The sequence below is a fragment of the Pseudomonas sp. GW821-FHT02H06 genome (genome assembly GCF_059421525.1).
In genome coordinates, this window is record NZ_JBWKVD010000005.1 from 346,366 (window position 1) to 362,775 (window position 16,410).

The following is a 16,410-nucleotide window of genomic DNA, read 5'->3' on the forward strand; positions in this document are numbered from 1 at the left end:
TGAGGTAGCGACTCCCAAAAACGGGCCCTTGTGGCCCGTTTTCGTTGTCTGCACAGTCAGGCGTCCTTCACTGTTTCGGGAGCATGAACGATGATCAAGCTGGCGCTCAAAGCGGTGTTCGCCGCCTGGTTGATGACCTTGTTGATGGCCTGCTCGCCGTTGAAGGTGCTCAACGCGTTTACCCCGAGTAGCACGTTCAGCAGAACGTCTGACTTGGCGTACGGCCCGGACCCGCGCAACAAACTCGACATCTACACGCCCAAAGATGCAGCGCCGGACGCGCCCGTCGTCGTGTTTTTCTATGGCGGCAGCTGGATCAGCGGATCGCGGGGTGACTACGCCTTCGTCGGTGAGGCGCTCGCGTCCCGGGGCATCGTTGCGGTGCTTGCCGATTACCGGTTGTACCCGCAAGTGCATTACCAGGAACTGCTGCAGGACAGCGCCCAAGCGGTGGGCTGGACCCACGCGCACATTCGTCAGTACGGCGGTGATCCGGGGAAGTTGTATGTGATGGGCCACAGTGCCGGGGCCTACAACGCCGCGATGCTCGCTCTGGACCCAAAATGGCTGGCGGCAGCGGGTACGACGCCTTCCATCATCAAGGGCTGGATCGGTCTGGCCGGACCCTATGATTTTCTGCCCATCGACGACCCGGAAGTAAAGCCGGTGTTTTACTTCCCGGATTCGCCGCCCGACTCGCAGCCGATCAATCATGTCAACGCAGCGTCACCGCCGGCGTTGCTGATCGCTTCCTCCGATGACACGGAAGTGAACCCGCAACGCAACACGGGGGGCATGGCCAGTCGTTTGCGCGCTCAAGGCGTGTCAGTGCGGGAGGTGTATTTCTCTCGCACCAGTCACCGCACGCTGGTGGGTGCATTTGCCCGCCCGTTACGCAGCCTGGCGCCGGTGCTGGAGGAGGTCGCAGCCTTTATCCACGCACAGGATCAGGCGCCGGTGTCGAGCGTCTCGGTCAGCCGTTGAACCAAGCGCCGCTGCGGTTGAGCTTCAACGCCAGATACCCCAGCGTCAGCGCCCTTAATGCCATGAACAGCAAAAACGCCAGCCACAGACCGTGGTTGCCTAATCCGCTTGCCAGCCAGGCAAACGGTGCGGTGATCAAGGCCGTGACGACCATGGCGTTGCGCATCTCGCGGGCGCGGGTGGCGCCGATGAAAAGGCCGTCGAGCAAGTAACTCCAGACCGCGACAAAGGGCAGCACGGCGAGATAGGGCAGATAGACGAAGGCGATGTCGCGCACTGCGGTGATGTCGGTCTGCATTTCGATGAACAGGTGCCCGCCCAGCAGAAACAGCGCCACAAACGCGACGCTGCAAATCAGCGACCAGCCTCCCGAGACATTCAACGAGCGCCGCAACGCCCCGCGGTCCCGCGCGCCGATGGCGTGTCCGCAGAGGGCTTCGACGGCGTGGGCCAGTCCGTCCAGCGCGTGGGCCATCAGCAACAGCCCATTAAGCAGCAGCGCGTTGGCCGCAACGGTGGCGTCGCCCAGTCGAGCGCCTTGCACCGTGATCAGGAAGAACACCGATTGCAGGATCAGGCTGCGAATGAAGATGTCGCGGTTGACCGTGAGCAGTGGTCGCCAGCTCTGCCAGCGCTTGAGTGCGGACACTGCCAGCTGTCCCGGGTATGCGCGCAAACCTCTGTGGGTGAGGGCGAGGCCAAGCAGTGCGCCGGTCCATTCGGCGATGACCGACGCACGCGCACTGCCGACCACGCCCCAGTCCAGGCCCATGACGAACCACAGGTTCAGCGCGATGTTGACCAGGTTGGTGGTCAGCAGAATCGCCAGCGGCGCTCGGGCGTTTTGCAGCCCGAGGAACCAGCCCACCAGCGCGTAACTGGCCAGCGCGGCGGGTAAGCCGAACAGGCGGGTATGGAAGAAGTTGCGGGTCAGCTCGTTGAGATCGTCCGAGGGCTGCATCATTTCCAGCGCCAGGTGCTGGAACGGCAAGCCGATCAGCCCCAGCAGCACAGAGAACCCCATCGCCAGCAGCAAGCCCTGCAACAGCACCTGGCGCAGCGCCGCTCCATCGTTGCGGCCGGCGGCCTGGGCAGCGAAACCGGTCGTGCCCATGCGCAGAAAACCCATCGCCCACGCGAGAAAGCTGTACAGCGTGCCGCCGACCGCCACAGCGCCGAGCTGGTGAGCGTGGGGCAGGTGACCGATCACCGTGCTGTCCACCAGCGAAACCAGCGGCACGGAGATATTCGACAGGATCATCGGTGCGGCTAGCGCCCACACCTGTCGATGCGTCGCGCGCTGACGCCAGTCGTTGAAGAAGTTGGACATGAAGACTCCCGGGCAAGCGCGCGAGTGTAGCGATGACGACGCGTGAATGCAGGACTTCTGCATTCCCGTGCACCCGTCTTGGGGCGCGCCCTGGATTCTGGGTCCAGCAAGCTCACTAACACCTTTTAGCGGCACTGCCTGGATTCCGAGTTGCCTCGATCATGTGGGAGTGAGCTTGCTCACGAAGAGGTTGGTACATCCGCCGCGTCTTCATCTGTAATGAAAATGCCTTCGCGAGCAAGCTCGCTCCCACCGGTTGAGCGGAGTGGCCTGGATTCTGGGTCCAGCAAGCTCACTCACATCTTTTAGCGGCACTGCCTGGATTCCGAGTTGCCCTCGATTAGGTGGGAGTGAGCTTGCTCACGAAAGCGTCGGCACATCCGCCGCACCTTCATCGGGAGTGAAAATGCCTTCGCGAGCAAGCTCGCTCCCACCGGTTCAGCGGAGTGGGCTGGATTCCGAGTCGACCAAGCTCACTCCCACCAGTCCCCGAGCATGGCCGAGAAATCAAGTCGACTCCCGCAAGGGTAGGAACCATGGCTGCGTTTCCCCCTCGAGAACAAACGCACAAACCCACGGTCTATCTCCGCGCCGCGCTTTACGATTGCCAAAGCGGTGCTATAACTTCTGCTCCCTCATCGCTGCCGTCCAAATGAGTGCCTCATGCTAAACAAAGGATTGTTCCTGGCCTGCGCGCTGGTACTGCTCAGTGCCTGCGATTCCTCCACCTCCGATAAGCCCGCTTCAGCGGCGGCCACCCCTCCGGTTGCTGCGGCTTCATCAAGCGCCGCCGAGTCCGCGAAGCCCAAGCCTGCAGTAGACATTCCTGCGCTGAGCAAGCGCTACGCCGGCCGCGAGTTGACCGTGGTGGACGTCTCCGAAGTTCAGCTCGATGGCGCCAGCACGCTGTCGTTGAGCTTCTCGGTGCCGTTGAACCCCGATCAGAAATTCGCTGAAAAAGTGCACCTGGTCGACAGCAAGGACGGCAAGGTCGATGGCGCCTGGGAGCTGTCGGACAACCTCATGGAGCTGCGCCTGCGTCACCTCGAGCCCAAGCGCAAGCTGGTGCTGACCATCGATCCGGGTCTGGTGGCGGTGAACAACAATACTCTGGCGGCAGAGTATTCCGCACGGCTGGAAACCTCCGATCTCCAGGCGACCGTGGGCTTCGCCAGTCGCGGCAGCCTGCTGCCCACCCGGCTCGCTGAAGGCCTGCCGGTAATCGCCCTCAACGTCGATAAAGTCGACGTCGAATTCTTCCGCATCAAGCCTGAGTCACTGCCTGCGTTTCTTGGCTCATGGGAAGGCTCGTCCAGTCTTGAGAGCTACCAGTCCAAAGAACTGCTGCCCCTGGCCGATCTGGTCTACAGCGGCCGTTTCGACCTGAACCCTGCGCGCAACACCCGCGACACCGTGCTGCTGCCGATCTCGGGCCTCAAACCGCTGCAACAACCGGGCGTTTATCTGGCCGTGATGCGCGCCTCCGGTACCTACAACTACACCCAGCCTGCCACGCTGTTCACCCTCAGCGACATCGGCTTGTCGGCGCACCGTTACGCCAATCGCCTGGACGTGTTCACTCAGGCGCTGGAAGGCGGCAAAGCCCTGAGCGGCGTCGACGTCGAGCTGTATGACGAGAAAGGCCGCGTGATCGGCCAGGGCAAGACCGACAACGCCGGCCACGCCGAGCTGCCACTGCCGGCCAAGGCTGAAGTGCTGCTGGCCCATCAAGGCGAGCAAACCAGCATGCTGCGTCTCAACAGCGCCGCGCTGGATCTGGCGGAATTCGACATCACCGGCCCCAAGGCCCACCCGCTGCAATTCTTTATTTTCGGCCCGCGCGATCTCTATCGCCCGGGCGAAGTGGTGCTGCTCAACGGTTTGCTGCGTGACAGCGACGGCAAGAGCGTGAAGCCTCAGCCGATCACCGTGGAAGTGCGCCGACCGGATGAGCAGGTCAGTCGCAAGTTCGTGTGGGACGCTGACGCCACCGGGCTGTATCAATATCAATTGCAGCTGTCGGAAGAAGCGCCGACGGGTCGCTGGCAACTGGTGTTTGATCTGGGTGACGGCAAGCCGCAGCTGTATGAATTCCAGGTCGAAGATTTCCTGCCAGAACGCATGGCCCTGGAACTCAAGGGCAGCGACATCCCGCTGGCACCCGACGCGCCGTTCGATGTGGCGATTACCGGTCGTTACCTCTACGGCGCACCCGCGTCGGGCAATCGCCTGAACGGTCAGCTCTATGTGCGTCCGCTGCGGGAAGCCGTGCCCGGCCTGCCGGGTTATCAGTTTGGTTCGGTGACCGAGGAGGACCTCAAGCAGGACCTGGAAATCGAAGACAGCACGCTCGATGCCAACGGCAAGCTGGACCTGAGCATCGACAGCCAATGGGCCAAGGCCCGTTCACCGCTTGAGCTGGTGCTGCAAGCCAGTTTGCAGGAGTCGGGTGGGCGTCCGATCACGCGGCGTCTGACCCAGCCGGTCTGGCCCGCTGACGCAATGCCGGGCCTGCGCGGTTTGTTCGACGGCGAAGCCACCGACGGCGACGGCCCGGTTGAATTTGAAGTGCTGATGGCCGACGCCCAGGGCCACAAACTGGCCGCCGACAACCTCAAAGTACGGCTGGTCCGCGAGCGGCGCGATTACTACTGGAACTACTCCGACAGCGACGGCTGGAGCTATCACTTCAACGAGAAATTTCTCAACCTCTCCGAAGAAACCCTCAGCGTGAAGAAGGACTCGACGGCGAAAATCAGCTTCCCGGTGGAGTGGGGCCCTTATCGCGTCGAAGTCGAGGATCCGGCCACGGGCCTGATCAGCAGCGTGCGTTTCTGGGCTGGTTATCGCTGGCAGGACAATGCCGAAGGCGGCGCCGTGCGTCCCGATCAGGTCAAGCTGGCGCTGGACAAACCGGCCTATGCCGACGGCGACACCGCAAAAGTCAACGTCACGCCGCCGTCGGCGGGCAAGGGCTATCTGTTGGTGGAGTCGAGCGAAGGGCCGCTGTGGTGGCAAGAGATCGACGTGCCGGCCGAAGGCAAAACCTACGACATCCCGATGGACAAGAAATGGGCGCGGCATGACCTCTACGTCAGCGCGCTGGTGATTCGTCCGGGTGAACGCAAAGCCAATGTCACGCCGAAACGCGCCGTGGGCGTCCTGCACCTTCCGCTGGACCGCTCGCAGCGCAAGCTGGCGCTGACCGTCACGGCGCCCGAGAAGATGCGGCCCAAGCAGCCGCTCAAACTGAAGGTCAATGCGAAGAACGCCGACGGCACGATCCCGAAGAGCGTGCATGTGCTGGTCGCTGCGGTGGACGTCGGCATTCTCAACATCACCGAGTACGCCACGCCGGATCCGTTCGCGGCGATGTTCGGGCGCAAGGAATACGGCGCCGATCAGCTGGATATCTATGGCCAGTTGATCGAGGCCGGACGTAATCGCCTCGCCAGCCTGGCCTTCGGCGGTGACGCGGCGCTGGCCAAAGGCGGCAAGCGGCCGGAAACCAGCGTCACCATCGTCGCTCTGCAAAGCGCGCCGGTGGCCCTGAACGAGCAGGGCGATGCGGAAGTCAGCGTCGACATCCCGGATTTCAACGGTGAGCTGCGGATCATGGCCCAGGCCTGGACCGACGAGCGCTACGGCATGGCAGAAGCCAAAACCGTGGTGGCGGCGCCGCTGATCGCCGAGCTGTCGGCACCTCGATCCCTGGCGGGCGGCGACCAGACCAAGGTGGCGCTGGACCTGTCGAACCTGTCCGGCAAGGCGCAGAAGCTCAACGTGCAAGTCGTCGCTGAAGGGCAACTGAGCCTGGTCGAAGGCGAGAGCGCCAAAGCCATCAGCCTGAACCAGGGGCAACGCACGACGCTGCAGATTCCGGTCAAGGCGCTGGGCGGTTTCGGTCAGGGCGTCATTCGGGTCACGGTCAACGGTCTGGACCTGCCGGGCGAGAACCTGCCAGCCTTCAGCCGCGAATGGACCATCGGCGTGCGCCCTGCGTACCCGGCGATGCTCAAGCAATACCGCGCGGTGCTCAAGGATCAGGCATGGAGCCTGCCGGACGGCGCCCTTGAGGCGTTCGAGCCAGCGGGACGCGAGGCGCTGCTGTCGGTGTCGAGCCGTCCGCCGCTGAACCTAGGCGAACAGATCCGCGCGCTGAAAGCCTATCCCTACGGTTGCCTGGAACAGACCACCAGCGGCTTGTACCCGTCGCTTTATGCCGACGCCGCAACGCTCAAGCGTCTGGGCCTGCAAGGCGAGTCCGATGCCGAGCGCAAGCGCAAGATCGAGCTGGGCATCGAGCGACTGATCGGCATGCAGCGCTACAACGGCAGCTTCGGCCTGTGGGCGGCGGACGGTGAGGAGGAATACTGGCTGACCGCATACGTCACCGACTTCCTGCTGCGCGCCCGCGACCAAGGCTTTGCCGTGCCGCCGGATGCGCTGAAGAAGGCCAACGAGCGGCTGCTGCGTTACTTGCAGGAGCGCAATCAGATCGAGGTGAATTACAGCGAAAACGCCGACCACACCCGTTTCGCTGTGCAGGCCTACGCTGGTCTGGTGCTGTCGCGCAGTCAGCAGGCACCGCTGGGTGCGTTGCGCAGTCTGTTCGAGCGTCGCAGCGATGCGCGATCGGGCCTGCCGCTGGTGCAGCTGTCCATCGCGCTGGAAAAAATGGGCGACAAACCCCGCGCCGATCAGGCTTTGCTTGCCGGGCTGGCAGCCGGTCGCAAGGCCAACGACTGGCTCGCCGATTACGGCAGCCCGTTGCGTGATCAGGCGTTAATTCTGTCACTGCTGGAAGAAAACAAACTGGCACAGGAGAAGGTCGAGGAGCGGCTGTTTGCGCTGTCCGATCAGGTCGCGGCGAACCGTTATCTGTCGACCCAGGAGCGCAACTCGCTGTTCCTCGCCGGTCGCGATCTGCTGGGCAAGCCGGAAGGCAAATGGGCGGCGACCTTGACCAGCGGCAGCAACAATCGCGAACTGAGCAACGACCAACCGGGCGTCAAACTCGACAGTTCAGTGCTGGCCGCGCCGTTGACGGTGCAGAACACCGGTGGCGACACGCTGTACCAGCAGATGACGATTTCCGGTTATCCGTCGCAGCCGCCAGCGGCCGGGGGTGAGAACCTGTCTATCAGTCGCGACTACTTGGGCATGGACGGCGAGGCGCTGAATCTCAATGCCTTGAAGAGCGGTGAACTGGTCTTGGTGCACCTTGAGATCAAGGCCAAGGAGCGCGTGCCGGATGCGCTGGTAGTGGATCTGCTGCCCGCAGGTCTTGAGATCGAAAACCAGAATCTGGCGCAGAGTTCGGCCAGTCTGGAAGACGCCAGCGAGTCGGTGAAGCAGTGGCGCGAATCGATGGAAAACGCTGGCGTGAAGCATCAGGAATTCCGTGGCGATCGCTATGTGGCTGCGGTGGATCTGGAAGGCTTCAACACGGTGCACCTGCTGTATCTGGCGCGTGCTGTGACGCCGGGCGTGTACCGCGTGCCGCCGCCGCAGGTGGAGTCGATGTACCGGCCGAACTGGCAGGCACTGGGCGAAGCGCCGGCGCAATTGGTGGTGAAGGGCAAGAAGTAGAGGAGGGGTGATGCCGGTTGCTCCCACGCTCTGCGCGGTAGCACCTCGGTCGACGCTCTGCGTCAGGGGACGCGGAGCGTCTTGGGCTGCATTTCCGCGCGGAACGTGGGAACGATCAGCGCCGAGCGGACGATCAGCGCCGCGAGGGAACGATCAAAGCAATCAATGAATAATCCAGCTCAACAGCCACAACCCCAGAAACAGCCAGATGATCCCCATGATGATCGAGGCGCGCATGAAGGCGCGGATCGCTGAATACAGCAGCATCAGTCCGACGACCAGGGCGACGATGCTGACGATTGAAGTGTCCATGCCCAGCGTGCGCGACAGACCGTCAACGAAATTGCCGCCCGCGTGAGTGAACATGTTGAACAACCAGCTTAAGCCGTCGACGACGAAGCGGATCACGGCGCCAATCACTTGGCCGAGCCATTCGAAAACGCTTTCTACCTGCATATCTGCTTCCTGATGAGGGACGTGGACCAAAAACGGCACTGCCCGCTTTGGCTGCTGATTGTCCGGGCGAGTTCCCTGTCGGGTAAAGGCTTTCTGTGAAGATCACGCGATTATTGCCGCGAAGGAACCGCCCGGGATTCACAAGTCCATTGTGGGAGCGAGCGTGCTCGCGAATGGGACGACGGTGTACTCGCGTTTTGGGCTGGCTCATTGGCAGCCTGCTCATCGTGTGTCTGCTGCTCTGGCTCGCCGACCGGATCTGGCCGCTGCCCTTGCCCAAGGATGATCTGGCCCGCGTGGTGCTCGCCGAAGACGGCACGCCGCTGTGGCGATTCGCCGATGCCAATGGCGTCTGGCGCTACCCGGTGACGGTCGATCAGGTGTCGCCCTATTACCTCGAAGCGCTGCTGACCTACGAGGACCGTTGGTTCTATCAGCATCCCGGCGTGAACCCCATGGCGCTGGCGCGCGCCGCCTGGCAAAACCTCAGCGGCGGCCATGTGGTGTCCGGGGGCAGTACGCTGTCGATGCAGGTGGCGCGTTTGCTCGACCCCCATTCGCGCACCCTGGCGGGCAAGCTTCGTCAACTGTGGCGCACCGCGCAGCTGGAATGGCACCTGTCCAAACAGGACATTCTGGTGCTGTACCTGAATCGCGCGCCGTTTGGCGGCACGTTGCAGGGCGTCGCCGCGGCCAGTTGGGCGTATCTCGGCAAGTCCCCGCAACAACTGACCCGTGCCGACGCGGCGCTGTTGGCGGTATTGCCCCAGGCGCCGAGTCGTCTGCGCCCGGATCGTCACGCCCAACGAGCCCAGGCCGCGCGGGACAAGGTGCTGCGGCGTCTGGCTGAGTTCGGCACGTGGCCTCAGGGCGCGGTCGACGAAGCGCTGGAAGAACCGCTGCTGCTTGCGCCCCGTCAGGAACCGAGCCTGGCGCCTTTGCTGGCCCGGCGCCTGAACCGCCCGAACAGCCCGCCCCTGATCCGCACCACGCTGGACGCCGGCCTGCAGCGTCGTCTCGAAGACCTGCTGCTGGGCTGGCGCGCACGCTTGCCCGAGCGAACGTCCGCCGCGATTCTGGTGGTGGAAGCGCAGAACATGGCCGTCCGCGCGTACGTTGGCTCGGTGGACATCGGCGACGCCAAACGTTTTGGTCATGTGGACATGGTCAGCGCGCTGCGTTCCCCCGGTTCGACGCTCAAACCCTTTCTCTACGGCAAGGCCATCGACGCCGGGCTCATCCATTCCGAATCGTTGCTGCAGGACGTGCCCCGGCGCTACGGCGACTATCGTCCCGGCAATTTCTCGTCGGGGTTTAACGGCGCGGTGGCGGCGAGTTCGGCGCTGTCGATGTCGCTCAACCTGCCGGCGGTGCAGTTGCTGGAAGCCTACGGACCCAAGCGCTTTGCTGCCGAATTGCGCAACGGCGGCGTGCCGCTGACCCTGCCGCCTCTGGCTGAGCCCAATTTGGCGCTGATTCTCGGCGGCGCGGGCAGCCGACTGGAGGATCTGGTGGGCGGCTACAGCGCGTTTGCGCGGGGCGGGCGCAGCGCGGACATTCGCTTGCAGCCCGATGATCGTCTGCGTGACCGACCGATGATGTCGCCGGGGGCGGCGTGGATCATCCGGCGGATTCTCAGCGGCCAGTCACGACCTGATCTCGACCCCCATGCCGAGCTTGTGCAGCGGCCGCAACTGGCCTGGAAAACCGGCACCAGCTACGGCTTTCGGGATGCGTGGTCGATTGGCGTGGGGCCAAGGTTTCTGATTGGCGTGTGGATTGGCAGGCCCGACGGGACGCCGGTGCCGGGGCAGTTCGGTCTGGCGTCGGCGGCGCCGCTGATGCTGCAGGTTCACGACCTGTTGGTGAACCGCGACGCCCAGCGCAACATCCTGCCGCCCGTGTTGCCGGTGCCGCTCAACGTTGGCGTCGCGGCGATCTGCTGGCCGCTGGGGCAGCCGATGAGCAAGAGTGATCCGAACTGCCGCCGTCAGCGTTTCGCCTGGACCCTCGACGGCACGACGCCGCCGACCTTGCAGGCGACCGATCAGCCGCTGGGATTGGGGCTCACGGAAAAAGTCTGGCTGAATGATAAGGGCCTGCGTGTCGCGGCAAGTTGTCCACAGGCTCAACCAAAAGACATTGCCCTCTGGCCGGCGCCGCTTGAGCCTTGGCTGCCGAAAACCGAGCGGCGCGAGGCGCGCTTGCCGGACATCGACCCGTCATGCCCGCCCCAGGGATTGAGCCTGGCGCCGCCGTTGTCCGTGGTGGGGGTGCGAGAGGGCGATCAGTTGCGCTTGCCGGCCGGCAGTCAGCAACTGTTGCGGCTCACGCTGTCGGCGCTGGGCGGAAGTGGCCGGCGCTGGTGGTTCATCGACGGCACGCCGGTGGGCGACACCGCCAGTCAGGACAGCTACACCCACACCTTCACGCGCTTGGGGCGATACCAACTGAGCGTGCTGGATGAAAGCGGGCAGACCGCCCGGGTGGAGTTCAGTGTGGTGGAGTGAGGCAATGCCCTGGACTCTGTCTGCGGGCGCTCAACTGGGCGCAATCCATTGTAGGAGTGAGCTTGCTCGCGAATGGGCGGTACGACCGCTAAAGATTCAGCGGCTGGAATACCGTCTTCGCGAGCAAGCTCACTCCTACGTGCGATGTATCGGCTGGGAGATAGCGCGGTGTCAGAGGACGCCGCAGATGTATCTGTTGAAGCACGGATTGTAGGAGTGAGCTTGCTCGCGAATGGGCGGTACATGCGCTAAAGATTCAGCGGCTGGAATACCGTCTTCGCGAGCAAGCTCATTCCTACATGCGATGTGTCAGCTCAGAGATAGCGCGGTGTCAGAGGACGCCGCAGATGTATCTGTTGAAGCACGGAGTGTGGGAGCGAGCTTGCTCGCGAATGGTCGGCACATCCGTTAAAGATTCAGCGGCTGAAATACCTTCTTCGCGAGCAAGCTCACTCCTACATGGACCTCACAGGCTGAGCACTGATCAACCTTCAATGCGGTGGATATTGCTGCAGAATTTGCTGCACGGTCTGGCGCAGGGCCTGCTCGCGTGCAGCAGGGTTGGTATTGCTGTCGTTGACCATCTGCTCGGTGCTGCCACGCCACACCAGCTTGCCATCCTTGCCGTCGAGCATGTCGATCTGCAGCGTCGAGACTTTGTAATCGATGTTGCGCGTCTCGGTGCCGATCGGGCCGCCCCAGTAGCCGCCCCACGGATTACCCCAATAACCGCCAGCGCCGCCATAGTTGGTAGTCACCGTCTGTTGGCGGTTCTCGACGATCAGCCATGCCTGCAGTTGAACATCCGCTGTCACGCCGGGCGCTGCCATGCGCAGGCCGCGTTGCTCCAATTGCTCGCCGACCGCCTGGCGAATGCGCTGCTCGGTCAGATCACTTTTGATGCGCGGATCGTTAGGCTGATATTGCAAGCCGGGCTCTTTCCACGCCCAAGAGCGGTAAGCGCCGAAATCCCGCTGGGAGTCGAAGTCACGGTTGACCCGATCGGTCTGGCAGGCGCCGAGCAGCAGGGCGACACAGAGGACAGCAATGCGGCGATACATGGGTTTCTCCAGCGTGAAAACAAAACGCCACGGGGCGCGAAATCAGGACGGCGGGTAAGCCGTCAGGGCTTGTTGTACGGCCTGGCGCAGGGCTTTGGCGCGTTCTGACTGATCGCCGCCGCTGGCGGTTTCGGCACTCGCGCTCCACACCGGCTGGCCGCTGCGGGCATCGAACAGGCTGATGCGCACCACGACCACCTGCTCTTGATACGTGCGCACGATCGGGACGCTGGCATAACCGCCGTAACCGTTGCGGTAGCCATTACCACCGTAATAGCCCACACCTGAACCGCCGTAGTACGGATCGTAATAGTCGTCGCGCACCTGACGAATCCGGGTTTCGGCGTGGGCATCAGCCGCGACGCGCAAGTCCGCCGCCTGCGGGTTCTGCGAAGGCCGCAAACCCCGTTGATCCAGCCCGTTGCTGACGGCTTCAGCCAGCTGAGCCGAGTCAGCCCACAGGGTGCCCGGCGGCAACTGACCGTTGAGCCAGGACCAATTGCGATAGCGGCCATAGTCGCGCGGCGCCGCAGGATAAGCGCTCATGTCGATGGCGTTGGCAGCCTGAGGCGGCGCCGGTGGAATGGCCGCAGACACGGCACGATAAGGGCTGGGACTCTGGCAGGCGGTGAGGCCCAGGCAGAGGGAAAGCAAAGCGAGACGGCGTTTCATTAGGGTCTCCGCAGCGTGTGTTAAGCAGTGTGTATCAACCAGCGTGGGTCAGACAGCCCGGCACATCCAGTGCAGATAGCGTCCCAGTCCGGCGAAGGCCGGATGGCGACGATGGGCGAGCTCCATTTCCAGGAGATCCGCAAGCTCGGCCTTGGCCTGAAACTCGACCGGCATGTAGTCGTGGAAAACCCGAATGCCACTTTGCGTTTCGACTCGCCACAGGGAGCCAAGTTGCGCTGCCAGTTCGCGCGGATCAACAGGCTCCTGCGGGGTCAGGCTCTGTTTTTCGCCGGCCAGGGTGTTCTTGCGCATTTTGCGGAAGTGACCCTTGAGCAGATTGCGATAAATCAGCGCGTCGCGGTTGTAGAAGGCCAATGACAGCCAGCCTTCGGGCTTGGTTAGCTGATGCAGTACCGGCAGAATCGTGAACGGCTCTTCCAGCCATTCCAGCACGGCATGGCAGATCACCAAGTCGTAACGCTCGGTCAGAATATCGGGCAGTGCTTGCCACGGCGCCTGAATCAAATTCGCCGTCTGCCCCGCGTCGGCAAAGCGCTGGCGGGCGCCTTCGAGCATGGGCGCGGCGGGTTCGGCCAGCGTGACGTCATGACCGCGCTCGGCCAGCCACAGCGACATGTGCCCAAGCCCGGCGCCGATGTCCAGCACGCGCAACGGACGATCGGGGAGGCTTTCGATGAGGTCAGCTTGTAGCACCGCCAACCGGATCGCGCCCTTGGCACCGCCGTAGATTTTTTCAGCGAAGCGCGTCGCCAGTTGATCGAAATGACGGTCGCTCATTTGCTGAACCGCCGTTCGCCGTCCGCCAGTTTCGCGCGCACCACTTCATCCATGTCCAGCCCGAGTTCGCTGCACAACAGCAGCAGGTAAAGCACGATATCCCCGACTTCCTGCCCGGCGTGGGCCAGCTCATCAGCGGGCAGCTGACGGGATTGATCCTCGGTCTTCCACTGAAAGATCTCCACCAGCTCGGCCATTTCGACGCTGGCGGCCATGGCCAGGTTTTTCGGGCTGTGAAATTGCCGCCAGTCGTTGTTGTCGCGGATGCGATGCAGGCGTTGGGTGAGTTCGTCGAGGTTCATGGGGGTCTCCTGAAGGTGCGTAGCTTCAGGGGGATAGGCGATTGACGCAAGGGGGGCGCGATGCTCCGGGACGCATGTTTTATACCCGCTACGGCGGTGCGCCGATTCCCGGCTGAAGCCGGTCCTACAGTCTGCGTACTTAGTGGGACCGGCTTTAGCCGGGAAGGCGTCAGATGTCACACCGCAAAACCACTGGCGCACGATAGGCGCAGCCATCACTCCGGCGCCGGTCGCCAGCTCCCCACCATATGCACGATCCCTTCCGCCCCTTCCAGCTTGAACTGCCCATGGGACGCCGCCGCGCTGGCCGACAACGTCACCCCGCTGGGCAGCCGCACCGGTTTGTGAAACTCCACCGATATCTCCACGTTCGACGCCGGCAGGTGATCCTCAAGCGCCGCCAGCGCACGGCTTTTTATCCACAGCCCGTGGGCGATTGCCTTGGGGAAACCAAACAGCTTTGCGCTGCTGTCGCTGAGGTGAATCGGGTTGTAATCACCACTGACCTTCGCGTACTGACGACCAATGTCCGACGGCGCCGACCACGTCGCCAGCTCCGTCATCGGCAGCGGTGCCGGCTCGTAATCGCCGTCGATTTCGCCGTCCACCTGAACACCTCGGCACAGCATCGTGCTCTCTTCCTCCCACAGCAAGCCCAGCGCGTCCTCGATTTGGGTGATCAGACTGAACGTCGCACCTTTGGCGTGGGGCTTGAGGTGGCCGACACGCACGCTGACCTGAACCTTGATCACGCTGCCAAGGGGCCGACGAATGCTGATCCGGTTATGCAGGTGGACCAATCCGAGGAGCGGGAAGGGAAAGTCCTTGTCGGTGAGCAGCTTCATCTGCAGCGGGAAAGCCAGCACATGGGGATAGGTTGGCGGCAGCAGACTGCCGGGCACGAATCCGCAGACGTGGGCAAACGCTTTCACCCTGTCCGGGTCCACCGACATCCAGCACCGCAGCCCCTGATCCGGCAATTGCGTGCCGCTGACCTTGCGCCGCAGCGCCGCTTGCATGAACAGGCCGGGAAGGGCCGGGGGCGTGTCCAGATACCGCCAGTGCACACTCATCGAGCTACTCCTGTGGTCATGCTACAGATCAGGCAGGCCTCGGATCGACGGGGCGCCTATTCAGACACTTTTTTTCTTAATGCCAGCTCAGGCGCCGAGCACGCTTTGGCCGCACACCCGCAGCACCTGGCCGCTCATTGCGCCGGAACCCGGTTGACCCAGCCACGCCACCGCTTCCGCCACGTCTTGCGGCTGGCCGCCCTGGCCCAGCGAACTCATGCGTCTGCCCGCTTCGCGCAGGGCAAAAGGCATGTGCGCCGTCATGCTGGTTTCGATAAAGCCCGGGGCCACGGCGTTGATGCTGATGCCGCGGGCTTTGAGTGTCGGCGCCATCGCTCGGGCATAACCGATCAGGCCGGCCTTGCTGGTGGTGTAGTTGGTTTGCCCACGATTGCCCGCCAGCCCGCTGATCGACGCCAGCAGAATCACGCTGCCGTTTTCGTGCAGCGCGCCGGTGTCGAGCAGCGCCTGGGTCAGCACCTGAGGCGCGTTGAGGTTGACGTCGAGCACCGAGTCCCAGAAGTCCGCCGGCATATTGGCCAGCGTTTTGTCCCGGGTGATGCCGGCGTTGTGCACGACGATATCGAGCCCGCCGGGGACGTGTTCAATCAACTGAGCGGCAGCGTCCGGTGCGCAGATGTCCAGAACCAGCGCCTGCCCACCCAGACGCGCCGCCAAGGCATCCAGATCCGATTTGGCCTGGGGCACGTCCAGCAAAACGACCTCTGCACCGTCGCGAGCCAAGGTTTCCGCGATGGCCGCGCCGATGCCTCGGGCGGCGCCGGTCACCAGCGCTTTGCGTCCGGCCAGTGGGCGGGTCCAGTCCTGAACCTGCTGATTGCAAGCACTCAGGCGAATGACTTGACCGGAAATAAACGCGCTCTTCGGCGACAGGAAAAACCGCAGCGCGCCTTCCAGTTGATCTTCGGCGCCGTCCTCTATTTGCAGCAGCTGAACCGTGCCGCCGTTGCGCATTTCCTTGGCCAGCGAGCGGCTGAAACCTTCGATGGCTTGCTGCGTGCTGGCGGCCAGTGGATCGGATTGAGCCTCCGGCGCGCGCGCAAGCATCACGACGTGAGCGCTGTTATCCAGATGACGCAGGATCGGCTGGAAGAACTCGCGCAACTGACTCAGCTGAGAGGTGTGCAGCAGCGTGCTGGCGTCGAACACCACGGCCTTGATCTTCGCGCTCTGCTCGGCAGTCCAAGGGTGGGCGCCTGTGACTTCGCCGCCATGACTGAACAGCACATCAGTCAGACGCGGCGCAAAGGCGCTCACCCGCTCGGCCAGCGGACCTGTGCTCAGCAACAGCGCGCCTTCGACCGGACGCAGACGCCCGGCCTGCCAGCGCTCCAGACGTGCGGGGGCTGGCAAACCGACGGCGCCGACCAGCTTGCGGCCGAGGTCGGAGTTGACGAAGTCAATGTAGCGATCGGATGCCATGGAACACGCTCCTTGAGTCTGGGTTCAAATCAGTTGACCGCACCGGTGGGTAATAGGTCCTACGCTGTCAGTTGGCGAACTCTGTAGGAGTGAGCGTGCTCGCGATCGCTTTTCGTCAGGGGGCACAAAAACGCCAGGCCTGCTGCGGTCGTGCTTCCGCAACCGATGCCCGCAAGATCCAAAAAAGAG

At 63.3% G+C, this 16,410-nt stretch carries 11 protein-coding genes; 3 read left to right on the forward strand and 8 right to left on the reverse strand.

The genetic code is table 11. The annotated features are described in order from the left end of the window. Positions 1-90: 90 nt before the first annotated feature. Complete coding sequence (locus AC07VF_RS11585; RefSeq protein WP_495008487.1) at positions 91-984, forward strand: alpha/beta hydrolase; 894 nt, start codon at positions 91-93, stop codon at positions 982-984. Here AC07VF_RS11585 and AC07VF_RS11590 read toward each other — a convergent pair. After that, positions 974-2,314, reverse strand: coding sequence for an MATE family efflux transporter (locus AC07VF_RS11590; protein WP_495008486.1), 1,341 nt, complete (start codon positions 2,312-2,314; stop codon positions 974-976). The two genes, AC07VF_RS11585 and AC07VF_RS11590, sit on opposite strands and share 11 nt — an antisense overlap. A 663-nt stretch (positions 2,315-2,977) precedes the next feature. Here AC07VF_RS11590 and AC07VF_RS11595 point away from each other — a divergent pair. Next, positions 2,978-7,906, forward strand: coding sequence for an alpha-2-macroglobulin family protein (locus AC07VF_RS11595; protein WP_495008485.1), 4,929 nt, complete (start codon positions 2,978-2,980; stop codon positions 7,904-7,906). Positions 7,907-8,068: 162 nt separating this feature from the next. On the opposite strand, the gene AC07VF_RS11600 is transcribed toward AC07VF_RS11595, so the two are convergent. Further along, a complete protein-coding gene (locus tag AC07VF_RS11600) occupies positions 8,069-8,362 on the reverse strand; it encodes a hypothetical protein (protein WP_122535324.1) in 294 nt (97 codons plus the stop codon). Between the two features lie 173 nt (positions 8,363-8,535). Here AC07VF_RS11600 and pbpC point away from each other — a divergent pair, with 173 nt between their 5' ends. After that, the gene (gene pbpC / locus AC07VF_RS11605; RefSeq protein ID WP_495031055.1) at positions 8,536-10,872 is read left to right on the forward strand and encodes a peptidoglycan glycosyltransferase PbpC; all 2,337 of its coding nucleotides are present in this window, start codon (positions 8,536-8,538) and stop codon (positions 10,870-10,872) included. Positions 10,873-11,363: 491 nt separating this feature from the next. Here pbpC and AC07VF_RS11610 read toward each other — a convergent pair whose 3' ends face one another. The 6 genes from AC07VF_RS11610 to AC07VF_RS11635 form a co-directional block, all read right to left on the reverse strand. Continuing rightward, positions 11,364-11,933 (reverse strand): DUF4136 domain-containing protein, encoded by a 570-nt coding sequence (locus AC07VF_RS11610; protein WP_495008483.1) that lies wholly within the window; start codon positions 11,931-11,933, stop codon positions 11,364-11,366. Between the two features lie 42 nt (positions 11,934-11,975). Continuing rightward, on the reverse strand, positions 11,976-12,605 hold the full coding sequence (locus tag AC07VF_RS11615; protein ID WP_192173423.1) for a DUF4136 domain-containing protein: 630 nt from the start codon (positions 12,603-12,605) through the stop codon (positions 11,976-11,978). 48 nt (positions 12,606-12,653) lie between these two features. Continuing rightward, positions 12,654-13,403, reverse strand: a complete 750-nt coding sequence (locus AC07VF_RS11620; RefSeq protein WP_495008482.1) for a methyltransferase domain-containing protein — start codon at positions 13,401-13,403, stop codon at positions 12,654-12,656. Beyond that, positions 13,400-13,705, reverse strand: a complete 306-nt coding sequence (locus AC07VF_RS11625; RefSeq protein ID WP_192173421.1) for a MazG-like family protein — start codon at positions 13,703-13,705, stop codon at positions 13,400-13,402. The genes AC07VF_RS11620 and AC07VF_RS11625 overlap by 4 nt, the downstream gene beginning before the upstream one ends. Before the next feature lie 215 nt (positions 13,706-13,920). After that, entirely contained in the window at positions 13,921-14,778 is an 858-nt protein-coding gene (locus tag AC07VF_RS11630) for a MaoC/PaaZ C-terminal domain-containing protein (protein WP_495008481.1), read from the reverse strand. Positions 14,779-14,865: 87 nt separating this feature from the next. After that, positions 14,866-16,221, reverse strand: coding sequence for a 3-oxoacyl-ACP reductase (locus AC07VF_RS11635; RefSeq protein WP_495008480.1), 1,356 nt, complete (start codon positions 16,219-16,221; stop codon positions 14,866-14,868). Between the last annotated feature and the right edge of the window lie 189 nt (positions 16,222-16,410).